Consider the following 20,827-nt stretch of genomic DNA (forward strand, 5'->3'; position numbering starts at 1 on the left):
CACTCGCCCGGAGTTCAAGGAGGCAAGGCTCATGCTCGATCACCTCATCAAGGGCGCGACCGTCGTCGATGGGACGGGTGCGCCCGGCTACACCGCCGACGTGGGGATACGCGACGGTCGTATCGCCGTCATCGGCATCGTCACCGAAGAGGCCCGGACCAGCGAGGACGCCACCGGCCTGATCCTCGCCCCCGGCTTCGTCGACCCCCACACCCACTACGACGCCCAGCTGTTCTGGGATCCTTATGCCACTCCCTCCCTCAACCACGGCGTCACCACCGTCGCGGCCGGCAACTGTGGTTTCACCCTTGCCCCGCTCAACCCCGACCGCCCCGCCGACGCCGACTACACCCGCCGCATGATGTCCAAGGTCGAGGGCATGTCTCTGGTCTCGCTCGAAGAAGGGGCGCCCTGGACCTGGAACTCCTTCGGGGAGTATCTGGACGCCCTCGAAGGGCGGATCGCGGTCAACGCCGGGTTCATGGTGGGGCACTGTGCGCTGCGGCGCCATGTGATGGGGCCGGAGGCCGTCGGTGGGCAGCCCGACAAGGAGCAGCTCGACGCCATGCTGCGGCTGTTGCACGACGCCATGGACGCCGGTGCCTGGGGGTTCTCCACGACCCAGTCGAGCACGCACTCCGACGGGGACGGGCAGCCGGTCGCCTCCCGGCACGCGCTCCCGGCCGAGCTGCTCGCGCTGTCGAAGGCTGTCGGGGAGCACGAGGGGACGCAGATCGAGGGCATCGTCGCCGGGTGTCTCGATCAGTTCACTGACGCGGAGATCGATCTGCTGGTGGAGATGAGCGCGGCGGCGGGGCGCCCCCTGAACTGGAACGTCCTGACCATCGACTCGGCCGCGCCCGCCCGCGTGCCCCGGCAACTGCTGGCCGGCGAACGGGCCCGTAAGGCGGGCGGCCGGGTCGTGGCGCTGACCATGCCGATTCTCACGCCGATGAACATGTCCCTGGGGACCTTCTGCGCGCTGAACCTGATCCCGGGGTGGGGCCCGGTGCTCGGGCTGCCCGTGCCGGAGCGGATCGAGAAGCTGGGCGACCCCGCCGTACGGGCGGAGATGGTCCGGCGCGGTCAGTCCGAGGAGGCGGGTGTCTTCCGGCGGCTGACGAACTTCGGCCGCTACGTCATCGGCGACACCTACAGCGAGGCCAACCGCGGGCTGACCGGGCGGGTCGTGGCGGACATCGCGGCCGAGCGGGGGCTGGACCCCTTCTCCTGCCTGGTCGAGATCTGCGCGGCCGACGAGCTGCGTACGGTCCTGTGGCCCATGCCCACCGACAACGACCCGGAGTCCTGGGCGATGCGCGCCGAGGCCTGGCAGCACGAGGACGTGCTCCTCGGCGGCTCGGACGCCGGGGCGCATCTGGACCGGATGTGCGGGGCGCCGTACACGACCCGGTTCATCGGGGACTGTCTGCGCGGGCGGAAGCTGGCGAGCCTGGAGCAGGCGGTGAGGATGCTGACGGACGATCCCGCGCAGCTGTTCGGGCTCAGGGACCGGGGCCGGATCCAGGAGGGCTTCCACGCGGATCTGGTGCTCTTCGACCCGGAGCGGATCGACGCCGGTACGGCCACGCTGGTGCACGACCTGCCGGGTGACAGTCCCCGGCTGGACTCCAAGGCGATCGGTGTACGGGCCGTCTGGGTCAACGGCGTCGAGGCGATCCGGGACGACGTGGTGACCGGGGCCGTGCCGGGACGGGTGCTGCGGTCGGGGCGGGACACCAGGACGGTGGCCACGAGGTGAGCGCCCAGGAGGTCGAGCGGCAGCGGCTCTTCGTCGGGGGCGCGTGGGTGGAGCCGGACGGCGGCTATTACGCCGTTATCGATCCGGCGACCGAGGAGACCGTCGGGTGGGCGCCGGAGGCCTCGCGGGATCAGGTGCACGCGGCCTGCGCCGCGGCCCGCGAGGCCTTCGGGCCGTGGTCGCGTACGGCGCCGGAGGAGCGGGCGGCGGTGCTCGCGCGTACGGCGCAGATCATCGGCGAGCGTTTCGCGCCGTACGCCGAACTCGCCCAGGCCGAGACCGGCGCGACCACGGCGACGGCCCGGGGCATGCAGGTGGGCGTCGGGGCGGCCCGGTTCCGGCGCTACGCGCGCGTGGAGCCCGCCGAGTGGGCGATCCCGCCGCAGATCAACGAGGCCGGGCCGATGGGGAAGGCGGGCGTGATGGGCGCGCTGGCCGTCCGCCAGCCCGTCGGGGTGGTCACCTGCATCACCTCGTACAACAACCCCTGGGCCAACCCGGCGGGCAAGATCGCCCCCGCGCTGGCCATGGGCAACACCGTCGTCGTCAAGCCCGCCCCGCAGGACCCGCTGTCCGTCTACCGGATGGCTCAGGCGCTGGAGGCGGCGGGGGCGCCGGCGGGTGTGGTGAACGTGGTCTCCGGCCGGGCGGTGGAGGTCGGTGAGGCGGCCGTCGCGTCCCCGGACGTCGACATGGTCAGCTTCACCGGCTCCACGGCGGTCGGGCAGCGCATCGCCGAGGTGTGCGGACGGGACATGAAGCGCCAGCTGATGGAGCTCGGGGGGAAGGGCGCGGCGGTCGTCTTCGACGACGCGGACCTCGGGTCGGCGGTGGCCGGGATCGGCACGACGTTCTCCTTCTACAGCGGGCAGATCTGTACGGCGCCGACCCGGGTGCTGGCCCAGCGGGGCGTGTACGACCGGCTGGTCGAGCAACTGGCCGCGTACGCGAGCCGGTTGCCGGTCGGGGACCCGCGCGACCCGGCCACGGTCGTCGGGCCGCTGATCTCGGCGGAGCACCGGGACCGCGTGGAGTCCTATGTGGAGGCGGGCCGGAAGGAGGGCGCGGTGGTGGTGGCGGGCGGTGAACGGCCGCCGCTCGACCGGGGTTTCCATGTCGCGCCGACCCTCCTCGCGGACTGCGCGAACGACATGCGGGTCGCCCGGGAGGAGATCTTCGGGCCGGTCGTCTGCGTGATCCCCTTCGAGGAGGAGGAAGAGGGCATCGCCCTCGCCAACGACACGGACTACGGCCTGATCGACTACGTCTGGTCCGGCGACGTGGCCCGCGCCTTCCGGGTCGCGCGGCGGCTACGGGCGGGCGGAGTCGGCGTCAACACGGTCGGCCGCAACATGGAGGCGCCCTTCGGCGGCTTCAAGAAGAGCGGGGTGGGCCGGGATGTCGGCTCGTACGCGCTGCACGCGTACAGCGAGGTGCAGGCCATCGTGTGGCCCGGTTGACCGGCCGATGACTGGTGCCCGGAGGGCGAGTTGGGCACAGTCGCCCCATGGAGCAGATGGTGCGGGTCAGGGACGGCGAGGTCTGGGCGGACGACTCGGGCGGGGCGGGGGACGGCCCGCCGCTGGTGCTGCTGCACCCCGGTGTCGGGGACTCCCGCATCTGGGACCCGGTGCTGCCCGCCCTGGCGGAGCGGCACCGCGTCATCCGCTACGACGTCCGCGGCTACGGCCGGTCCCCGGCGCCGACGACGTCGTATACGCACAGCGGGGACCTGCGAAGCGTCCTGGACCACTTCGGTCTGGCCCGGGCGGTGCTGGTCGGCACCAGCATGGGCGGCAAGACCGCGATCACCTACGCCCTGGGTGACCCCGGCCGGGTGGCCGCCCTCGGCCTGCTGGTCCCGGGCGTCACCGGGCACCCGGACCTCAAGTTGCCGGAGCTGACCGAGCAGATCGGGAAGCTCGCCCAGGCCGGCGACATGGACGGCCTGGTCGCCCTCGGCCTGCGCGTGTGGGGCGCGGCGGGCACCGCCCCCGACGCAGCCGCCGCCGAACAGCTGCGGGCGGCGATCCCGGGCTGGTTCAGCAACTACGGCCACGAGACCGAGGACGCCCCGGCCTTCGACCGGCTCGGTGAGCTCAAGCTGCCGTGCGCACTGCTGCTCGGCGAGCAGGACATTCCCGAGGTGGTCCGCTGCAACGAGGAGATGGCCGCCCGCATCCCCGGGTGCCGTCTCGTACGGCATCCGGACTGCGACCACTTCCCGACCCTGCGGGTACCGGACGAGGTCGTGCGGTTGGTGGCCGAGCTGTACGCGCGGGTGGCCTGAGCGGCGTCAGCCGTCCAGGTCCACCCGCACCGTCAGGAGACCGGTCCCGAACGCCCTGACCCCGATGCTGTTGAGCCGGGGCAGGGAGCGCAGCCGCGCCACCGGGTCGTCGTCGGGCAGCAGATGGGCGGTGCCGGTGTGCCACCGCCCCCGGATCCGCACCCGCACCCGCGGATTGGCCTTGATGTTGCGCACGTACTGGGACCTGTCGCCGAACTCCGAGACCAGCCAGAAGGAGTCCCCGACCCGGCGACCGCCCACCGGCGTCCGGCGGGGCAGCCCGGAGACGCGGCCGGTGGTCTCCAGGACCGTCTGGAAGGGGAGGCAGCGCAGCACGGGATTGCCGACGCGGCGCTGGAAGGTGGTGGCGGCGTGGAACCTCAGGTCGGCGATGCGGGACATTGCGTGAGGGTCTCCTGTCTCCTGCCGGCTGTCACGGCGCGACCGTCGAACTGTTGCTTCAATGGTCCCCGACGCGGCGTGACGAGAGCGGGTGGCTGCGGATGCGGGTCGTGACCTGGAACCTGTGGTGGCGCTTCGGGCCCTGGGAGGCCCGGCAGAAGGCGATCCTCGCCGGGCTGCGCGAACTGCGCCCCGATGTCGTCGGCCTGCAGGAGGTGTGGGCCGCCGACGGCGAGAACCAGGCCGAGTGGCTGGCCGGCGAACTCGGCATGCACTGGGCCTGGGCCCCCTCGCCCGCCCCCGAGCGCTGGCGCCGGCGCATCGGGGACCCCACGGTCGACATCGGGAACGCCGTACTGAGCCGCTGGCCGGTCGTAGCCCAGCACAGCCTGCGGCTGCCGGCCCCCTCCGAGGTCGACGACGGCCGCCTGGCCCTCTTCACCCGCCTGGCCACCCCCTCCTACGACATCCCCTTCTTCACCACCCACCTCACCTCGGCCCTGCACGGCTCGGCCGTGCGCTGCCGCCAGGTCACCGCGCTCGCCGAGTTCATCGCCGAGAACCGGGTCGACTCGCCCTTCCCCGCGATCGTCACCGGCGACTTCAACGCCTGGCCGGACTCCGACGAGATACGCCTCTTCGGCGGCTACCGGACCGCGCCGGTCGTGCCCGGCCAGGTCTTCTTCGACGCCTGGCAGTACGCCGACCCGTCCGCCCCCGCCGCCACCTGGGACCGCGAAAACCCGTACGTCGCGTCCGGCCTGGAGCCGAGCGTGCGCATCGACTACATCCACGTGGGGCCGCCCGGGGCGGGCGGGCTGGGCCATGTACGTTCCGTACGGCGGGCGGGTGACGGCCCGGTCGACGGCGTCTGGCCCTCGGACCACGCGGCCGTGCTCGCCGACCTCGCGGACGAGCCGATGCCCTGACCGGCGCCGGACACGGTCACTGCGTGAAGAACGACGCCGGATGCCGAGGATCCGCCGAGCAGACGAACAGCCCGGCGTGCCCGCCCCGCCCGACCGTCATGCCCACCGGCTCCCGCGCCGCCCGCCCCTCCTCGCTCCTCGGCTCCAGCCCGCGCTCCTCCAGGGGCCGGAAGCGGTCCGGCGGCCGGCCGTCGCAGCCGTCCAGTTCGTACTCGTACGTGTCGAACTGCAGGAACAGCTCCAGCGAGGCCCGGCACTCCCCGCACTCCATCGTCTCCGGCATGTCGGTCACGCCCCAGCTCATGCTGCCGCCCAGCTTGCAGCCGGGGACGGTCGAGACGTCGTCGACCAGGCCGCGCTCTTCGAGCCAGGCCGTGTGGCGGTCGGCGAGACCGGCCGGGAGCTCCTCCCGCCAGGGGTACTCCGTGAGCCGTTCCGGATGCAGCACACACGCGGCCGGGATCATGTCCAGGTCCCGGTCCCAGTGCGCGTCGGGATCCGGCTGCGCGACGAGCGCCTCGATGACGTCACCGGCCCGCCGCCACACGAGCCGGCACGCCTGCCCCCACCCCTCCGGGTGCGGCTGCTCGTGCCACTCCGGGCACCACAGCAACTGCACCAGGTCGGTGCCCTCCGGGAACCGGATCTCCGGGAAGTCCACGGCCGTCAACTGCGCCACGGCGACCAGGGGGTAGGGGCCCTGCTGCCGCCCGTTCACATCCCGGTGCTCGGCGCACAAGGACCACGGCTCGCCTGCCGGCCACCACAGCGGCCCACCGATGTGACTGTCCCGCGGGCCGGGCGTGCCCCGGCGGGGGTGCAGCCGGACGGTGGTCCGGGCGTGGGGCGCCAGTTCCGGGAAGTCGACGGCGGGGTCGTGGGACGCGGGGCCGGTGGTGAGGGTCATGTGCGGGGGGATTTCAGGGTGTTCAGGAGGGCTTCGAAGGTGGCGGGGGTGATGGTGAGGACGGTCTGGGTGGGGTCGGCGCTCTCGATGAGGTGGATGGTCCTGGGGTCGGCGGATATGTGGACGCAGGCCTCTCCCTCTTGGCAGTAGGACGACTTCTGCCAGGCGTGAGTGGGCATTTCGGCTCCTTTACAGGCTCTGGGCGATGGAACGGATCAGGTCCCGGGACTTCTCGGGTCCGAGAGCGAGGGCTTCGACGATGTCCAGGAGGTGCCGATACTTCTCCAGATGGGCTTCGGCATCGAGGAGTACGGGACCGTGGAACTGGTCCAGCTGCACGGTGTCCAGTTGCGGAACGGGGCCGCACAGGTAGTTGATGGACTGGCCCGAACCCGGGAACGCCCCGACGTCGAAGGGGAGCACGCGAAGCGTGACGTGCTCGCGTTCGCTCATGTCGATCAGGTGCTGGAGCTGCTCGCGGGCCACCCGAGGGCCGCCGACCCGCATGTGCAGGGCGGCCTCATGGATGACGGTGCTGTAGGGGTTCGGATTCTCGCGGAAGACGACGTCCTGGCGCTTGATGCGGTGGGAGACGCGGTGCTCGACTTCGGGCGGGGTAGGGGCCGGAATAGCGTGGCTGAAGATCTCCCGCGCGTGCTCGGCGGTCTGGAGCATGCCGGGGATGTGGGCGGTGAAGGCGGTGCGGATGGCCGTCGCGTGGTGCTCCAGCTCGGCGAGAGTGAGCAGTCCTGACGGAAGCACTTCGCGGTACGAGTCCCACCACCAGCCACGGGCCTTCTCGGCGGCCATGTCGGCCAAGGCGTCGATGTAGGGCTGGTTCGTGCAGGAGTAGATGTTGGCCATCGCCCGGACGCGATCCGGACTCACTCCGAACCTGGCCGACTCCACATTGCTGAGTTGACCGGAGCTGGTACCCAGCAACTGTGCGGCCTCCGTCGCGGTCAGGCCGGCTCGTTCGCGGAGTTTGCGCAGTTCAATGGCGAGCCGTAGGCGTCGGGCCGTTGGTGCGGGCCTTGGCGTCATGACAGTCCTCCTATCAGGCGCCCGGGCGGCTCGTCACCCACACGAGGGAGAAATCGCTGAGATCCTTCGGAATCACGCAAAGCATCTTTGTGTCCGCTCTATCTTCGTTCTCAGGCGCCTCGCCTGGAAGCGCACCGTGGGACGCCGCGGCGGAGACACCAGGCATCCGTCCAACTCCCCTCAGTGACCGGAGAATTCCGATGGCCACCGTATCCCCGTCCTGGAACTACACCCTGCACCTCCCGCACGATCCACGCGCACCGGGTATCGCGAGGGGCGCCCTCAGACTGATTCTGGCCGCGCACGAGATGCAGGATCTCGCCCCCACCGCCGAACTGTTGGCGGCGGAACTGCTGACCAACTCGCACCGCCACACCGAGGGCCCGTACGCCCTCCGCGTCCGCTCGGCAGAGCCCGGCCGCCTTCGAGTCGCCGTATGGGACACGGACCCACGCGTCCCACCCGGCTTCTCCCATCCGGCCGCGCCGCCCCCACCGGACTCCGAGGGCGGTCGTGGACTGCACCTCGTGCAGGCGTGCGCCGACACATGGGGCGCCTCGGCGCTCAGCGAGCCGGTCGCGTCGAAGGGCGGCAAGCTGTTGTGGGCCGAGTGCGGGGGAGGGGGGACGCGGTGAGCGCGCGATGCCAGAGCGGGGGCGGTCCGGATGTGGCGGTCACGCCCGGTGCTGCCCCTACGGACGTCCGAGGAAGATGGGGTTCGTGAACGCCGCCAACGCCCCCGGCAGCGGTCCCACCACCGTCTCGTGTCGCAACTCCGCTCGCACATAGGCGGCGTAGGACGGCGTCGTACGCCATTCCACGACCCCCGTCCCCGACACCGGCAACGGCGCGCTCGTGAACAGCACGCCCTGGTCGGTCACGAAGCGGGCCGTGCAGCGGGGGGCGCCCGAGATCTCCAGTCGTACCGTCACCGGCGTGTCCCGGTCCGCCTCCAGCCGTTCGCCGATGCCCGCGTGTTCACCCCGGCCGCCTGACGCCGTGAACGTCAGGGACACGTTCTTGGACTCGGCCACATACGACCGCCCCGCCCTGATCCCCTCCTGGACCGCCTCCCGCGTCAGGTCGTCGGCCAGGACCACCGTCTGCGGTGAGCCGACCGGGTCGGGGTCGCGGTGGGCGTCGCTGTTGCCCATCGCCGGGATCCAGGAGCGGGAGTTCGAGCGGACGGAGGCGACCAGCATGCTGTCCCAGTCGGCCAGCGCCACCTCGTCGTCGGGGGTGTAGGGGCCGTTCCAGACCTCGATCGCGTCCGCCTCGCCGAAGCCGAACTTCCAGTTGCAGCCGACGCAGGTGGCGTGCGGGTGGGCGGGGACGACGAGGCCGCCGGCCTTGCGGATCTGGCGGGCGAACCGGCCGAAGCGGTTGTCGCGGGCCCGGTAGCGCCAGTCGATGAAGGTCCCGGGGTCGGTGCCGAGGGCCACCACGTGTCCGTTGCGCGTCGTGACCTCCTCGCCCAGCATCACCAGCAGGTCGTCGCCCGCCACGTCCGCCCAGTGGGCGTGCGAGGAGTGGGTGTTGTGCTCCGAGGTGTTGATGAAGTCCAGGCCGGCCGCCCGCGCCAGCGCCGCGATCTCCGCCGGGGTGCGGCGGCCGTCGGAGTACCAGGAGTGCAGGTGACAGTCGCCCCGGTACCAGGCGCGGCCCCGGCCCTTCGCCCGCTCCGGCGGGTACGCCGGCTCGACGGCCGTGCCGGGCTCGCCGTACGTCAGCGTGATGGTGATCTCGTACGGCAGGCCCTGCGGCGCCACCGTGTAGGGGCCCAGCGCGATGTACCAGGTGCCCTGGCGGACCGGGCCCGGGAGGTACCCCGGCGTCGCGTCGTCCGCCCGGATGAAGAACTCGGTCCTGGCGCCCCCCGACCAGCCCCGGAAGCCCGTCCCGCCCAGCTCCGTGCCGCGCCAGTCGAAGATGCCGATGTCGAGGGCGTTGCCCGGGGTGCCGGCCGGGACGGACGGCTTGTCGTAGGTGTAGGAGACCTTGATCTCCCTTACCCCGGACGGGATTTCGAGCGGTACGTACACGAAGTCGGGGGACCCGGGCGGCAGGGTGCCCCGTACCGTGCGGGTCTCCGCGTCCTGGCTGCCGTCGGCGGCGCTCGTGAAGGTCACGCTTCCCAACGTAAGCGCGGCGGCGGCGCCCGTCACGAACAGGGCGCGTCTTCCGAGACCGTGGTCGTCCTCGCACATGCTGCTGCTCCCCAGGTCGTCGTGAGTGACAGGGCGTGGGTGGTGCAGTGGTGGTGCGTGCAACTCTCGTATTCAGCCGTGAACTTCCGTGCAAGGGAAGGGAATCGACAGACAATCGGCAGCTGTCGAAGCTCTGGGGGCCCAGGGCCGCCGCGAACCTGTGCCGACCGGTCGGTATGGACATCGCGGGGTCCGCGCGGTACAGATGCAGTCATGCGCATCTCCGTGACGATCTTCCTCACCGACGAGACCATCACCCCGACCCGGCTCGCCCGTGAGCTGGAGCAGCGCGGGTTCGCCGGGCTCTATCTGCCCGAGCACACCCACATCCCGGTCGAGCGGACCACCCCGTACCCGGCCGGCGGTGACCTGCCCCCCGAGTACGGCCGTACCCTCGACCCCTTCGTCGCCCTGGGCCAGGCCGCCGCCGTCACCGAGCGGCTCGGGCTCGGCACCGGTATCACGCTGGTCGCCCAGCACGATCCGATCGACCTGGCCAAGCAGATCGCGACCGTCGACCATCTGTCCGGCGGGCGGTTCACGCTCGGGCTCGGATTCGGCTGGAATGTGGAGGAGGCCGCCGATCACGGCGTCGACTGGGGCACGCGCCGCGCGCTCGTCCGGGACCGCATGGCCCTGATGCGGGCCCTGTGGGCGGACGAACCGACCGCGTACGAGGGTGAGTTCGGGGCAGTGCGGGCCAGCTTCGCCCACCCCAAACCCGTACAGAAGCCGCGCGCACCGAAAGTCGCCGGCCCTCGCACGCTCATCGGTGGAGCCGCCGGTCCCCAGCTGTTCGCGCACATCTGCGAGTACGCCGACGGGTGGCTGCCCATCGGTGGCCGCGGACTGCCCGAAAGTCTTCCCCGGCTGCGGGCGGCCTGGGCGGACGCCGGGCGCGATCCGAGCGCGCTTCAGGTCGTGCCGTACGCCGTGTATCCCAACCCCGGCAAGCTCGCGCACTACGCGGACCTCGGCATCGAGGAGGTCGTGGTGCAGTTGCCTCCGGCGGGGGAGACGGAGGTTCTGAAGGTCCTTGATGACTATGCCCGTTATGTCACGGATGGTGGTAGTGGTGATCACGACACCGTGTAACGAGCGGGCCCTCCGGGCGAATCGGGCGGCGCCTGCCTGTCCTGATCACCTCGCTCTTATGCTCGAAGGATGACGACTTCCGCGACCTCCGGAACCGGCTCCACCGACCGCCCGAGCGGCACCGGCCCGACCGAGAACTCCATGCGTCGCGCCCTCAAACGCGCCCGGGACGGCGTCGCCCTCGACGTCTCCGAGGCGGCCGTACTGCTCCAGGCCCGCGGCGAGGCCCTCGACGACCTCGTCGCGTCCGCCGCCCGGGTGCGGGACGCCGGCCTTGAGGCGGCGGGCCGGCCCGGCGTCATCACCTACTCGAAGAGCGTCTTCATCCCCCTCACCCGGCTGTGCCGGGACAAGTGCCACTACTGCACCTTCGTCACCGTCCCGGGCAAGCTGCGCCGCGCCGGGCACGGGATGTTCATGTCGCCGGACGAGGTCCTCGACATCGCCCGCAAGGGCGCGGCCCTCGGCTGCAAGGAAGCCCTCATCACCCTCGGCGACAAGCCGGAGGAGCGCTGGCCGGAGGCCAGGGAGTGGCTCGACGCGCACGGGTACGACGACACCATCGCCTACGTCCGCGCCATCTCCGTCCGGATCCTGGAGGAGACCGGGCTCCTCCCTCACCTCAACCCGGGGGTGATGACCTGGACCGACTTCCAGCGCCTCAAGCCCGTCGCCCCGTCCATGGGCATGATGCTGGAGACGACGGCCACCCGCCTGTGGTCCGAGCCCGGCGGCCCGCACCACGGCTCCCCCGACAAGGAACCCGCCGTACGGCTGCGCGTCCTGGAGGACGCCGGCCGCTCCTCCGTCCCCTTCACCTCCGGCATCCTCATCGGGATCGGCGAGACGTACGAGGAGCGGGCCGAGTCCCTCTTCGCGCTCCGCAAGATCTCCCGGGCCTACCACGGCATCCAGGAACTGATCATCCAGAACTTCCGCGCCAAGCCGGACACCGCGATGCGCGGCATGCCGGACGCGGAACTGGACGAACTGGTCGCCACGGTGGCCGTCGCCCGGCACCTCATGGGCCCGAGCGCCTGCCTCCAGGCCCCGCCGAACCTGGTCGACTCCGAGTACGAGCGCCTCATCCGCGCCGGCATCGACGACTGGGGCGGGGTCTCCCCGCTGACCATCGACCACGTCAACCCCGAGCGCCCCTGGCCGCAGATCGAGGAACTCGCCGAGCGCTCGGCGGCCGCCGGCTTCGAACTGCGCGAACGCCTCTGTGTCTACCCGGAGTTCGTCCGGCGCGGCGAGCCCTGGCTGGACCCACGGCTGCGCCCGCACGTGCGTGCACTCGCCGATCCGGAGACGGGCCTGGCCCGGCCGGACGCGGTGGTCGAGGGGCACCCGTGGCAGGAGCCCGAGGAGGCCTTCGTCGCCTCCGGCCGTACGGACCTGCACACCACCATCGACACCGAGGGCCGTACGTCCGACCGCCGCGACGACTTCGACGAGGTGTACGGCGACTGGGGCGCCCTGCGCGAGGCCGCCGCGCCCGGCATGGCCCCCGAGCGCATCGACACCGACGTGCGCCAGGCGCTGCGGGTGGCGGCCGACGACCCGACCCGGCTCACCGACGAGGAGGCGCTGGCGCTGCTGCACGCGGACGGCCCGGCACTGGACGCGCTGACCCGCGTCGCCGACGACGTCCGCAAATCGGCGGTCGGCGACGACGTCACCTACATCGTCACCCGGAACATCAACTTCACCAACGTCTGCTACACCGGCTGCCGCTTCTGCGCCTTCGCCCAGCGCCGCACGGACGCCGACGCCTACACCCTGTCCCTGGACCAGGTGGCCGACCGCGCCCAGCAGGCCTGGGACGTGGGCGCGGTGGAGGTCTGCATGCAGGGCGGCATCCACCCGGACCTGCCGGGAACGGCGTACTTCGACATCGCCCGGGCGGTGAAGTCCCGCGTCCCCGGCATGCACGTCCACGCCTTCTCGCCGATGGAGGTCGTCAACGGCGCCACCCGCACCGGCATGTCGATCAGGGAATGGCTCACGGCGGCGAAGGAGGCGGGCCTGGACTCCATCCCCGGCACCGCCGCCGAGATCCTCGACGACGAGGTCCGCTGGGTCCTGACCAAGGGCAAGCTGCCGACGGCGACCTGGATCGAGGTGATCACGACCGCGCACGAGCTGGGCATCCGGTCCAGCTCGACGATGATGTACGGCCATGTCGACCAGCCCCGCCACTGGCTGGGCCACCTGCGCACCCTGGCCGGCATCCAGCAACGGACCGGCGGCTTCACCGAGTTCGTGACCCTGCCGTTCATCCACACCAACGCCCCGGTGTACCTGGCGGGCATCGCCCGCCCCGGCCCGACCATCCGGGACAACCGGGCGGTCACGGCCATGGCCCGGCTCCTGCTGCACCCCTGGATCCCGAACATCCAGACCAGCTGGGTGAAGCTCGGCACCGAGGGCGCCGCGGAGATGCTCCGCTCCGGCGCCAACGACCTGGGCGGCACGCTGATGGAGGAGACGATCTCGCGGATGGCGGGTTCGTCGTACGGCTCCTACAAGTCGGTGCGCGACCTGGTGGCCGTCGCCGAGGCGGCGGGGCGCCCCGCGAAACCGCGGACGACGCTGTACGGCGAGGTGCCGCAGGAACGGCAGCGGGCGGCGGCGGCCTCGGACGGGCATCTGCCGGAGCTGTTGCCGGTGCTGGACTGAGGAGGACCGGGTCACGGGGGTCGGTACGATGATCCGACCCCCGGTGGAGGGGTTCCGTGGCTTCGTAGCTGAGGAGATGCGTGCCGTGCCTGCTCCCAAGGTCTGGGTGACCGGTCTGACGGTGGCAGCGATAGCCGCCGTCGCCGTCCTCGCCGTGCAGGCCGACAAGGGGCCGCACCCGACGGCCACGGCCGCCCGCCCGAGCGCGTCGGCGTCGGCGGGCGCGAGCCCCGCCCCGTCGAAGTCCGCCGGGCCCGCCGCCGTGCCGGACGGCTCGGGCACGGGACGCCGGATCGTGTACTCCCTCGGCCAGAAGCGTCTCTGGCTGGTCGACGCCAGCGACGCGACCCGCCGTACCTTCACCGTCTGGCCCGGCACGGTGAGCCCGGACCCCGGCACCTACGCCGTGTCCTCGCGCAACGAGGCCACCACCGGCTCGGACGGTGTGCAGATCGAGAACATCATCTACTTCACCGCGAAGTCCGGGGTCTCCATCGCCTTCTCCAACGCCGTGGACGGCTCGTCCCCGCCGCCCGCCTCGGGCAGGCAGACGGGCGGTATCCGGATGCCCAAGGCGGACGGTTCCGCGCTGTGGGACTTCGGGACGGCGGGCACCACGGTGGCGGTCGTCAAGTAGGTCTAAGGGCGGACCGGGTGGTGCCGCCCTCTGCATCCTTCGGTGTAGGGCGGGTTCGGCTTCGCTCACGACGACTCCGGCCGGTGCCGCCATGACGATGAATGCATGACGCACTCGGACACGACGGTCCCGCGGGCACCGGAGACGCAGTCAGCGCCCACCGGACGACTCCCCCTCCTCGACGTACTGCGCGGGGTGGCCATCCTGGGCACCCTCATGACGAACGTATGGATCTTCACCGGTCCGGGCGCCGAGTGGGGAGCCCTCCAGTCCGGCTACGGCGAGCTGTCGTTCGGGTCGTTCGCGGGCGCCGTCGAAGGCACCTTCAGCGTGCTCGGGAACGGCAAGTTCCTGTCGCTGCTGACGATCCTGTTCGGCGTCGGGCTGGCCATCCAGTACGGCTCGGCGGCGCGGCGCGGGCAGCCGTGGCCGGGGCGCTACCGGTGGCGGGCGCTGTTTCTGTTCGGCGAGGGCACGGTGCATTTCGTCCTGGTCTTCGCCTGGGACGTACTCATGGGGTACGCGGTCACCGCCCTGTTCGTCGCCTGGCTGCTGACCCGCTCTGCGCGGGCCCAGCGCCGGGTGATGTGGTGGGCGGCGGGGCTGCATCTGGCCGTGCTGGGCCTGCTGACGGCGGCCACCCTGGCCGCGTCCGACAGCGAGGACGGCGGCACCGTCTCCCGCGAGGTCGTCGACCTGTACGCGCACGGCGACTACCTGGACCAGGTCGCCTTCCGCCTGGAGAACGCGATCGCGCTGCGCATGGAGCCGGTGCTGACCTTCTTCCTGCTGGTCTTCCTCTTCCTGCTGGGCGTACGGCTGTACCGGGCCGGGGCGTTCGGCGTGGACGAGACCGGGCGCCGGCTGCGCTCCCGCCTGATGCTGTGGGGGCTGGGCCTCGGGCTGCCGCTCAACGTGGCGGCGGCACTGGGCGGCACCGAACTGTTCCTGCCGGCCCGCTACGGCGCCGCCCCGCTGCTGGCCCTCGGCTACATCGGCCTGACCGGCGCCCTGGTGGACCGCGTACGGCGGCCGGGCCCGCTGATGACCGGGCTCACCTCCGTCGGCCGCACCGCCCTGTCCGGCTACGTCCTGCAGAACGTGCTGTGTGTGCTCGTCTCCTACGGCATCGGGCTGGGCCTGGCGGAACGGCTCGACGACACGGGCCCATGGTGGGTGGTGGGACTGTGGGCCGTGGTCTGCGCGACGCTGATGGTGGGCTCGACGCTGTGGCTGCGGCGCTTTACGGCAGGGCCCCTGGAGACGGTCCAGAAGTGGGCCCTGCGCCACTGATACGCGTCAGCCGGCGTCCGTCTGCCGTGCCTGCCCGAACGGCAGATGGTTCACGATCAGCACGATCCCGCTGAACATGAACACCCGGGTCGCGGCGTCGAGTCCGTTCCAGTCCCCGGACTGCCACATGGCGAACCACTCACCGCCGATCGCGATGAACCCGGCGCCGAAGAGCAGCATCAGCATCAGCAGGCCGTAGGTGGAGAAGCGGCGGGCGCGGCCTTCGTCGCGGCGGAACCAGAGCCATGTGCCGTATATCAGCACCAGCGCGGCGACGGTCTCCCAGACGATGATCGCGACGTACGCCGCGTCCTGAAGCCCTTCGCTGGTGATGGCTCTCCACATCAGGTCCTCGTCCTTGAACGTCGTATCCATCGCCAGGACGTGCCGCACGAACTGCTGGTTCGTGCCGAAGTCGGTGATGTTCCCGAAGGCGACGAGGGTGATGTAGAGGGCGGCGGTGGCGGTGAGGAGGGTGGCTGCGAGGTGGAGTGCGCCGCGTGGGGGTGTTGTCGACATGGTGGTCATCTTCCCCGGAGGGCGGGGCCGCCCCATAGGCATTGAGCCAGAATCAGGGCGGCAGTTGATCGTCCGGCGCCGTCGCGCTGGCCGCCTAGTCCCGCACGCAGCGCAGGAACAGGTGGGACTCGGGATCGGCACCGGGGTGGTCGGGCGTGAACAGCACGTGCTCCGCGGACAGCACGGTCAGTCCTGCCGCGCCGACCATGCCGGTGAAGTCCTCGGCCGAGAAGCTGGTCGCCCGCACGTGCTGCCCCATGAAGACGACGTCGAGGTCCTCCACGTCCGCCGGCACGGTCGCCAGCGCCATGCTGCCACCCGGCCTGAGCGCCCGTGCCAGTCGTCGCACCAGGTCCTCCTGCCTGGCGCGGGACATCTGGAGCAGGGAGAAGTACACGCACACCGCGTCGAACTCACCCTCCTCCAGCGGGACCTCGCGGATATCGGCGTGCCTGAAGGTGGCCTCGGGCACCTGCCGGGTGGCGAGGTCCACCATGACGGGGGACGCGTCGATGCCCAGCACGTCGTGGCCCGCCGCGGCGAGCGTCTCGGCCGTGGGCCGCCCCGTACCGCTGCCGACGTCCAGCACCCGGCTGCCCGGTCCGAGCCGCCCGACCAGCCACGCCAACGACGCCAGGTGTGTCTCGGAGTGAGCGAACGCCTTCTCGTACGCGAGGCCCAGGGCGTCGAAGACGGCGGCGGCCTGCTGTGCCTGATCTGCGCCGGTCACGGCATCGGGGTCATGTTGTTGATGAACTCCGCCCAGGAGCTGCTTTCGAAGGCGAGTTGTGCGCCGTCCCTGTTCTTGGAGTCGCGGACGTGGACGGTGGTGTCGGTGGGGGATATGGCGACCTCGACGCAATCAGGGCCGTCGTTGCCGCTGTAGCTGCTCTTGAACCACACCAGCGTGGGGGTCATGTTTCCTCTCCCAGGACTCTCTCGATAAAGGCCACAGATTCCCGTGGCGGGAGTGCCTGCGCCCGGATCATTCCATAGCGCATCTCAAGGACTTGGACTTCCCGGGGGTCGCTGATCACTCGGTCGTACAGCTGGCCCTCCGAATGCCCCAGTGTCTTTCCGTCCCGGAGCTTCAGCAGCCGAATCGAGCCCATCATGCCCGCGTGATCTTCGCGATCCAGAGGCATCACCTGGATCGAGACGTGCCGCAACTTGTTCATCTCAAGCAAGTGTTCGAGCTGTCGTCGCAACACCATTCTGCCCCCGATGGGCCGCCGCAGTGTCGCCTCTTCCTGGACAAACGTGATCTCCGGCCGGGGGGTCCGCTCGAAGACGCCCTTCCTCGCCATACGTGCGGCGACGAGGCGCTCGACCTCCTCCTCTGCGTACGCGGGCCGTCGCATCTCGTACAACGCCTGCGCGTACTCCGGGATCTGGAGCAGACCGTGGATGTGGAGGGCGGCGTAGGCGCCCAGCTCGACCGCCTCGTCCTCCAACTTCGCCAGATCCCGCACCTTCTTCGGATAGCGAGCCCTCTCCACGTCCTCCTTCATCGCGGAGAGCTTCCCGCCCGCCCCCAGCGCCTCATCGGCCTTGTCCAGGAAGTCAGGCTTCGGAATGCGCCGCCCACGCTCCACCGACGAGACCATCTCCTCGCCGTACCCGATGGCGGCGCCCAGTTCCCCCTGCTTCTTCCCGGCGGCCTCGCGCCACATCTTGATCTGCCGCCCGACCGTCCTGAGCACGGCCGCGGCCTCCTCGTCCTCCACCCTCGTCCCTCCCGACGTACGAGCAGTACGACCCGGACCCGTACCCGGACAGTCACGTTCCGTACCCGGGTCATTGCTGTTCAGCGTAGGGAGAGCTCGCCACGCTAAGTGACATGAGTCCGAAATCCCTCCCCCAAGTCACCTCTCTCACGCACCACTTCACGGTTCAGCTGTCCGCCACTCGAAGAGGTGCTCGACTCGCCCGCCTGCTCGCCGAGCGCCAACTCGACGACTGGGGGCGGCCTTTCGAGGGCGCTACGGGCATCGTGGCCGAGCTGGCGTCGAACGCCGTACTCCACGGGCGGGTCCCCGGCCGGGACTTCCGGCTGAGGCTGAAGCTCCACTCCGACGGCACCCTCCGCATCGAGGTCACCGACGCCCGCGGAGACCGGATCCCGCAGGTCCGCGACACGGTGGGCGGTGACGCGGAGTCGGGACGGGGTCTGCTGATCGTGGCGGCGTACGCGGACCGTTGGGGCGTCGACGAGGCTCCGGCCAACTGCAAGACGGTGTGGGCCGAACTGGCGCCGGATCGCGGGGAGTCGTGACCCGGCGCTTCCCGACGCCAAGAACCAAAGAACCGGGAAAAGAACCCACCCATCCCTACCGCCCCCCGTCGATCACCCGCAGGGGTGAACATCGCCAACTCGGCTGGCGTGGAGGGGATTCGATGGTGCAGCGTCAGCCGCAACAACCCCACACATGCATCGGCCCTCGCCGGGACTGGCATCCCAGTGCGAGGGCCTGATCACCGAGGAAGTTAGGGCCTTCCCGATGACTGAGCAGCACCCTAGCGCGCCCGCGCGCGCCAAGTCCGGCCATTCCGCCGGAGGCGTCGAGCACGTCACCGAACCCCACCACGACCAGTTCGTCGTGGTCGGAAACCACCTGGCCCAGCACCCGGAGCTGTCCCTCACCGCGATCGGTCTGGCGGTGCACATCCAGTCGCTGCCCGCCAGGACCCCGATCGGGATCAAGACGCTTGCCGCGAAGTTCCCCGAGGGGGAGATGCGGATCGCCGCCGCCCTGCGGGAGCTGGAGGCGCACGGGTACCTGGCTCGCACCAAGGAGCGTCTTCAATCGGGCCGAGTCGTGACCCGGACGATCTCGTACAACAAGCCGGGGCTCACGGTGGTCCGGGCGGCGGCGGTGCCCGCACCCCGCCCGGCCTCGCCGCCGTCCCGCCCGGTGGCGCCGGCCGCGCCCCGCGCCGCCGTCGACCTTCTCGCCGGTCTGCGTGAGTACGACTCCCGCCTGCTCCTGGCCGAACGTGACGTACACCGCCTCGCCCCGGCCGTCTCCGCCTGGCTGGAGAGGGGCGTTCCGCCCACCGCCGTACAGCGAACCCTGTCGAACGGCCTGCCCAAGGACCCCATCAAGAACCCGGCGGCATTCCTCGCCCACCGCCTCGCAGCGCTCCTCCCGCCACCTCTCCCGGCCCTCGAACGCCATCCGACGCCCGTCCGCCCGGACCCCCTCCAGACCTGCGAAGGCTGCGACCGGGCGTTCCGGTCCCCGCGGCCGGGCCGATGCCGGGACTGCCGTCCGGTCGGTGTGGCGGCGTAGGGACTCGGAGCGAGCCCGTGACAAGCGCCGCGCACGCACCGCGCCACCGACTCCGCCGGTACCGTACGAAGACCGAGCCACCCCGCGCCGGAGGTCACCGTGAGCGCCCAGACCGACGGCCCGTAAGGACCGCTGATCCCCATGCCCGAGCTGACCCCGGACGCGCTGCGGGCTGCGGTCGCGCGCATCGCGCCGAGCCGGATCCCGGCCCTCACGCAACACCTCTTCGAGGCCACGACGAACGCCCAGCAGGCACAGAGCGTCGCCCCGCTGCGAGCCTTCGTGCACTCCTGGGCCGTGTTCGTCGCGATCGAACGGCATCCGGAACGCGCCGCCCGGCTGCGTGAGCTGGAGCGCATCGTGGACGCGGGGGAGCAGGACCCGGCGCAGGCCATCGCCGAGATCCGCGCGATGCGAGAGGCCGCTGAGACAGAGGCAGCGGACGGGGTTTCATCAGCTTTCTGGCCGTACCGCGCCATGAGTGCGTCTGCGTCTGCAATGTCACCTGCTACGGCTGATAACTGACCACTCGGGTCCACTTCGGGCACACCGCGCATACCGTTCCGCCCCCTGAACCGGCCGTCCCCGGTCGATTACAGTGGCGAACTGTCGTACGACGGACGCTGTCACGGGGAGGTCTTGGTGGGTGCGACAGCCGGCGCCGTCTGGGGCCGTACCGAACAGCAGGACTTCCGCAGCCGGGTGCGCGGCACGCTGCTCGGCGCGGCCGTCGGGGACGCCCTCGGCGCGCCGGTCGACGGGCTCGGGCTGGACGAGATCAAGGAGCAGTACGGCCCCGAGGGGCTCGTCGATCTCGGGTTCGGGCACGGGCGGCGCGGTGCCATCAGCCATCTCACGCAGCTGACCCTCTTCTCCGTCGACGGGCTGATACGGGCCCAGGTACGCCGGGACACCGGCGCCTGGCATCCGCCGACCGATCTGCACCGGGCGTATCTGCGCTGGGCCGCCACCCAGCGGGACTGGGGGCCCGACGAGCGCCGCAAGGACGACGGGTGGCTGGCGCGCGAGGAGTGGCTGTACGCCCGCCGGGACCCCACGCGCGCCCTGCTGCTCGGCCTCGGTGACGACACCATGGGCACGCTGGAGTCGCCCAAGAACGCCGCCGAGCTCGGTCCCGAGGCGGCGGCCCGTTCGGCGCCCTTCGGGCTGCTCGTCGGCTGGGAGCCGCAGCTCGTCGTCCAGCTCGCCGTGGAGTGCGCCACACAGACCCACGGCCACCCCGTCGCCTATCTGTCGGCGGGCGCGTACGCCGTGATCGTGCATGGGCTGGCCTGCGGGGAGAGCCTCGACGGGGCCGTGCAGCGGGCGCTCGCCCTGCTCGCCCTGCGGCCGGGGCACGAGCCCGTGTCGGACGCGCTGCAGCACGCGCTGGGCGCCGTACGGCAGGGCATGCCGACGCCCGCGCGGGTGGAGGAGCTCGCGGCCGACGGCTCGGCGGACGGGATGCTCTCCGCGGCCGTGTACTGCGCCCTGGTGGGCGAGGACGTGCGCCACGGACTGCGCCTCGCCGTGAACCACGACGGTCCCTCCGCCGCCGCGGGCGCTCTCACCGGCGGCCTGCTGGGCGCCCTGCACGGCGAGACGGCCCTGCCCCCGGCCTGGCTGGCCGAGCTGGAGGGCCGTCCCACGATCCTGGAACTCGCCGACGACTTCGCCATGGAGATGACCCAGGGCCCGGCACTGCACGGGCCCGCCGGGTCCTCGCCGGGCTGGCTGGCCCGGTATCCACGCGGCGGCTGAGCCCAG

The 20,827-nt window shown here is 71.3% G+C and carries 21 protein-coding genes and 1 pseudogene; 13 read left to right on the forward strand and 9 right to left on the reverse strand.

The window, feature by feature from the left end; translation table 11 throughout:
* Positions 1–31: 31 nt before the first annotated feature.
* From AQI70_RS24575 to AQI70_RS24585, 3 genes are read left to right on the forward strand one after another with little or no spacing between them, the layout of a single operon-like run.
* Complete coding sequence (locus AQI70_RS24575) at positions 32–1,762, forward strand: N-acyl-D-amino-acid deacylase family protein (RefSeq protein ID WP_062153650.1); 1,731 nt, start codon at positions 32–34, stop codon at positions 1,760–1,762.
* On the forward strand, positions 1,759–3,222 hold the full coding sequence (locus AQI70_RS24580) for an aldehyde dehydrogenase family protein (RefSeq protein ID WP_062153652.1): 1,464 nt from the start codon (positions 1,759–1,761) through the stop codon (positions 3,220–3,222). Before AQI70_RS24575 ends, AQI70_RS24580 begins: the two co-directional genes overlap by 4 nt.
* A 47-nt stretch (positions 3,223–3,269) precedes the next feature.
* On the forward strand, positions 3,270–4,052 hold the full coding sequence (locus tag AQI70_RS24585; RefSeq protein ID WP_062153654.1) for an alpha/beta fold hydrolase: 783 nt from the start codon (positions 3,270–3,272) through the stop codon (positions 4,050–4,052).
* A 6-nt stretch (positions 4,053–4,058) separates the two neighbouring features.
* On the opposite strand, the gene AQI70_RS24590 is transcribed toward AQI70_RS24585, so the two are convergent.
* Entirely contained in the window at positions 4,059–4,454 is a 396-nt protein-coding gene (locus AQI70_RS24590) for a nitroreductase/quinone reductase family protein (protein WP_062153656.1), read from the reverse strand.
* Positions 4,455–4,555: 101 nt separating this feature from the next.
* Here AQI70_RS24590 and AQI70_RS24595 point away from each other — a divergent pair, with 101 nt between their 5' ends.
* Positions 4,556–5,383 carry an endonuclease/exonuclease/phosphatase family protein gene (locus AQI70_RS24595; protein WP_062153658.1) on the forward strand — a complete coding sequence of 276 codons (828 nt, stop codon included), beginning with the start codon at positions 4,556–4,558 and terminating at the stop codon, positions 5,381–5,383.
* A gap of 16 nt (positions 5,384–5,399) precedes the next feature.
* On the opposite strand, the gene AQI70_RS24600 is transcribed toward AQI70_RS24595, so the two are convergent.
* The 3 genes from AQI70_RS24600 to AQI70_RS24610 are packed head-to-tail and all read right to left on the reverse strand — an operon-like array spanning position 5,400 to position 7,334.
* Positions 5,400–6,290, reverse strand: a complete 891-nt coding sequence (locus AQI70_RS24600; protein ID WP_062153660.1) for a hypothetical protein — start codon at positions 6,288–6,290, stop codon at positions 5,400–5,402.
* A complete protein-coding gene (locus AQI70_RS24605) occupies positions 6,287–6,469 on the reverse strand; it encodes a DUF397 domain-containing protein (protein ID WP_062153662.1) in 183 nt (60 codons plus the stop codon). Before AQI70_RS24605 ends, AQI70_RS24600 begins: the two co-directional genes overlap by 4 nt.
* 10 nt (positions 6,470–6,479) lie before the next feature.
* A complete protein-coding gene (locus AQI70_RS24610) occupies positions 6,480–7,334 on the reverse strand; it encodes a helix-turn-helix domain-containing protein (protein WP_062153664.1) in 855 nt (284 codons plus the stop codon).
* Between the two features lie 200 nt (positions 7,335–7,534).
* Here AQI70_RS24610 and AQI70_RS24615 point away from each other — a divergent pair, with 200 nt between their 5' ends.
* Positions 7,535–7,969, forward strand: a complete 435-nt coding sequence (locus tag AQI70_RS24615) for an ATP-binding protein (protein ID WP_079051458.1) — start codon at positions 7,535–7,537, stop codon at positions 7,967–7,969.
* Between the two features lie 57 nt (positions 7,970–8,026).
* On the opposite strand, the gene AQI70_RS24620 is transcribed toward AQI70_RS24615, so the two are convergent.
* Entirely contained in the window at positions 8,027–9,541 is a 1,515-nt protein-coding gene (locus tag AQI70_RS24620) for a CehA/McbA family metallohydrolase (protein WP_062153666.1), read from the reverse strand.
* 213 nt (positions 9,542–9,754) lie between these two features.
* On the opposite strand from AQI70_RS24620, the gene AQI70_RS24625 reads away from it, so the two are divergent.
* From AQI70_RS24625 to AQI70_RS24640, 4 genes are all read left to right on the forward strand, one after another.
* A complete protein-coding gene (locus AQI70_RS24625) occupies positions 9,755–10,636 on the forward strand; it encodes an LLM class F420-dependent oxidoreductase (protein WP_062153668.1) in 882 nt (293 codons plus the stop codon).
* Between the two features lie 69 nt (positions 10,637–10,705).
* A complete protein-coding gene (locus AQI70_RS24630; protein WP_062153670.1) occupies positions 10,706–13,318 on the forward strand; it encodes a bifunctional FO biosynthesis protein CofGH in 2,613 nt (870 codons plus the stop codon).
* Positions 13,319–13,394: 76 nt separating this feature from the next.
* Entirely contained in the window at positions 13,395–13,955 is a 561-nt protein-coding gene (locus AQI70_RS24635) for a L,D-transpeptidase (protein WP_062153672.1), read from the forward strand.
* Positions 13,956–14,060: 105 nt separating this feature from the next.
* The gene (locus tag AQI70_RS24640) at positions 14,061–15,248 is read left to right on the forward strand and encodes a DUF418 domain-containing protein (protein ID WP_062153674.1); all 1,188 of its coding nucleotides are present in this window, start codon (positions 14,061–14,063) and stop codon (positions 15,246–15,248) included.
* 6 nt (positions 15,249–15,254) lie between these two features.
* Here the strand turns inward: AQI70_RS24640 and AQI70_RS24645 are convergent, their stop codons facing one another.
* The 4 genes from AQI70_RS24645 to AQI70_RS24660 form a co-directional block, all read right to left on the reverse strand.
* Positions 15,255–15,767 (reverse strand): DUF2165 domain-containing protein, encoded by a 513-nt coding sequence (locus tag AQI70_RS24645; protein ID WP_062154129.1) that lies wholly within the window; start codon positions 15,765–15,767, stop codon positions 15,255–15,257.
* A gap of 94 nt (positions 15,768–15,861) precedes the next feature.
* Positions 15,862–16,497, reverse strand: coding sequence for a class I SAM-dependent methyltransferase (locus AQI70_RS24650; protein ID WP_062153676.1), 636 nt, complete (start codon positions 16,495–16,497; stop codon positions 15,862–15,864).
* Positions 16,494–16,685: a DUF397 domain-containing protein gene (locus AQI70_RS24655; RefSeq protein WP_062153678.1), complete on the reverse strand. Its 192-nt coding sequence runs from the start codon at positions 16,683–16,685 to the stop codon at positions 16,494–16,496. Before AQI70_RS24655 ends, AQI70_RS24650 begins: the two co-directional genes overlap by 4 nt.
* Positions 16,682–17,494 (reverse strand): helix-turn-helix domain-containing protein, encoded by an 813-nt coding sequence (locus AQI70_RS24660; protein WP_062153680.1) that lies wholly within the window; start codon positions 17,492–17,494, stop codon positions 16,682–16,684. Before AQI70_RS24660 ends, AQI70_RS24655 begins: the two co-directional genes overlap by 4 nt.
* Positions 17,495–17,607: 113 nt before the next feature.
* Here AQI70_RS24660 and AQI70_RS24665 point away from each other — a divergent pair, with 113 nt between their 5' ends.
* From AQI70_RS24665 to AQI70_RS24680, 4 genes and pseudogenes are all read left to right on the forward strand, one after another.
* Positions 17,608–18,042, forward strand: coding sequence for an ATP-binding protein (locus AQI70_RS24665; RefSeq protein ID WP_062153682.1), 435 nt, complete (start codon positions 17,608–17,610; stop codon positions 18,040–18,042).
* Between the two features lie 226 nt (positions 18,043–18,268).
* The gene (locus tag AQI70_RS24670) at positions 18,269–19,060 is read left to right on the forward strand and encodes a hypothetical protein (protein ID WP_062153684.1); all 792 of its coding nucleotides are present in this window, start codon (positions 18,269–18,271) and stop codon (positions 19,058–19,060) included.
* A gap of 141 nt (positions 19,061–19,201) precedes the next feature.
* A pseudogene (locus AQI70_RS24675) lies at positions 19,202–19,498 on the forward strand (hypothetical protein); the annotation flags it as partial.
* A gap of 204 nt (positions 19,499–19,702) precedes the next feature.
* Positions 19,703–20,821, forward strand: a complete 1,119-nt coding sequence (locus tag AQI70_RS24680) for an ADP-ribosylglycohydrolase family protein (RefSeq protein WP_062153692.1) — start codon at positions 19,703–19,705, stop codon at positions 20,819–20,821.
* Positions 20,822–20,827: the final 6 nt, after the last annotated feature.

The sequence above is a fragment of the Streptomyces curacoi genome, assembly GCF_001513975.1.
Classification (GTDB): Bacteria; Actinomycetota; Actinomycetes; order Streptomycetales; family Streptomycetaceae; genus Streptomyces; species Streptomyces curacoi.

Excerpts from the sequence above, each read along its gene's own strand:
- AQI70_RS24615 (WP_079051458.1), top strand. The coding sequence starts at position 7,535 with ATGGCCACCGTATCCCCGTCCTGGAACTACACCCTGCACCTCCCGCAC.
- AQI70_RS24610 (WP_062153664.1), bottom strand. The coding sequence starts at position 7,334 with ATGACGCCAAGGCCCGCACCAACGGCCCGACGCCTACGGCTCGCCATT.
- AQI70_RS24645 (WP_062154129.1), bottom strand. The coding sequence starts at position 15,767 with ATGTCGACAACACCCCCACGCGGCGCACTCCACCTCGCAGCCACCCTC.
- AQI70_RS24620 (WP_062153666.1), bottom strand. The coding sequence starts at position 9,541 with ATGTGCGAGGACGACCACGGTCTCGGAAGACGCGCCCTGTTCGTGACG.
- AQI70_RS24670 (WP_062153684.1), top strand. The coding sequence starts at position 18,269 with ATGACTGAGCAGCACCCTAGCGCGCCCGCGCGCGCCAAGTCCGGCCAT.
- AQI70_RS24585 (WP_062153654.1), top strand. The coding sequence starts at position 3,270 with ATGGAGCAGATGGTGCGGGTCAGGGACGGCGAGGTCTGGGCGGACGAC.
- AQI70_RS24600 (WP_062153660.1), bottom strand. The coding sequence starts at position 6,290 with ATGACCCTCACCACCGGCCCCGCGTCCCACGACCCCGCCGTCGACTTC.
- AQI70_RS24655 (WP_062153678.1), bottom strand. The coding sequence starts at position 16,685 with ATGACCCCCACGCTGGTGTGGTTCAAGAGCAGCTACAGCGGCAACGAC.
- AQI70_RS24625 (WP_062153668.1), top strand. The coding sequence starts at position 9,755 with ATGCGCATCTCCGTGACGATCTTCCTCACCGACGAGACCATCACCCCG.
- AQI70_RS24630 (WP_062153670.1), top strand. The coding sequence starts at position 10,706 with ATGACGACTTCCGCGACCTCCGGAACCGGCTCCACCGACCGCCCGAGC.
- AQI70_RS24635 (WP_062153672.1), top strand. The coding sequence starts at position 13,395 with ATGCGTGCCGTGCCTGCTCCCAAGGTCTGGGTGACCGGTCTGACGGTG.
- AQI70_RS24595 (WP_062153658.1), top strand. The coding sequence starts at position 4,556 with ATGCGGGTCGTGACCTGGAACCTGTGGTGGCGCTTCGGGCCCTGGGAG.
- AQI70_RS24590 (WP_062153656.1), bottom strand. The coding sequence starts at position 4,454 with ATGTCCCGCATCGCCGACCTGAGGTTCCACGCCGCCACCACCTTCCAG.
- AQI70_RS24640 (WP_062153674.1), top strand. The coding sequence starts at position 14,061 with ATGACGCACTCGGACACGACGGTCCCGCGGGCACCGGAGACGCAGTCA.
- AQI70_RS24575 (WP_062153650.1), top strand. The coding sequence starts at position 32 with ATGCTCGATCACCTCATCAAGGGCGCGACCGTCGTCGATGGGACGGGT.
- AQI70_RS24665 (WP_062153682.1), top strand. The coding sequence starts at position 17,608 with ATGAGTCCGAAATCCCTCCCCCAAGTCACCTCTCTCACGCACCACTTC.
- AQI70_RS24605 (WP_062153662.1), bottom strand. The coding sequence starts at position 6,469 with ATGCCCACTCACGCCTGGCAGAAGTCGTCCTACTGCCAAGAGGGAGAG.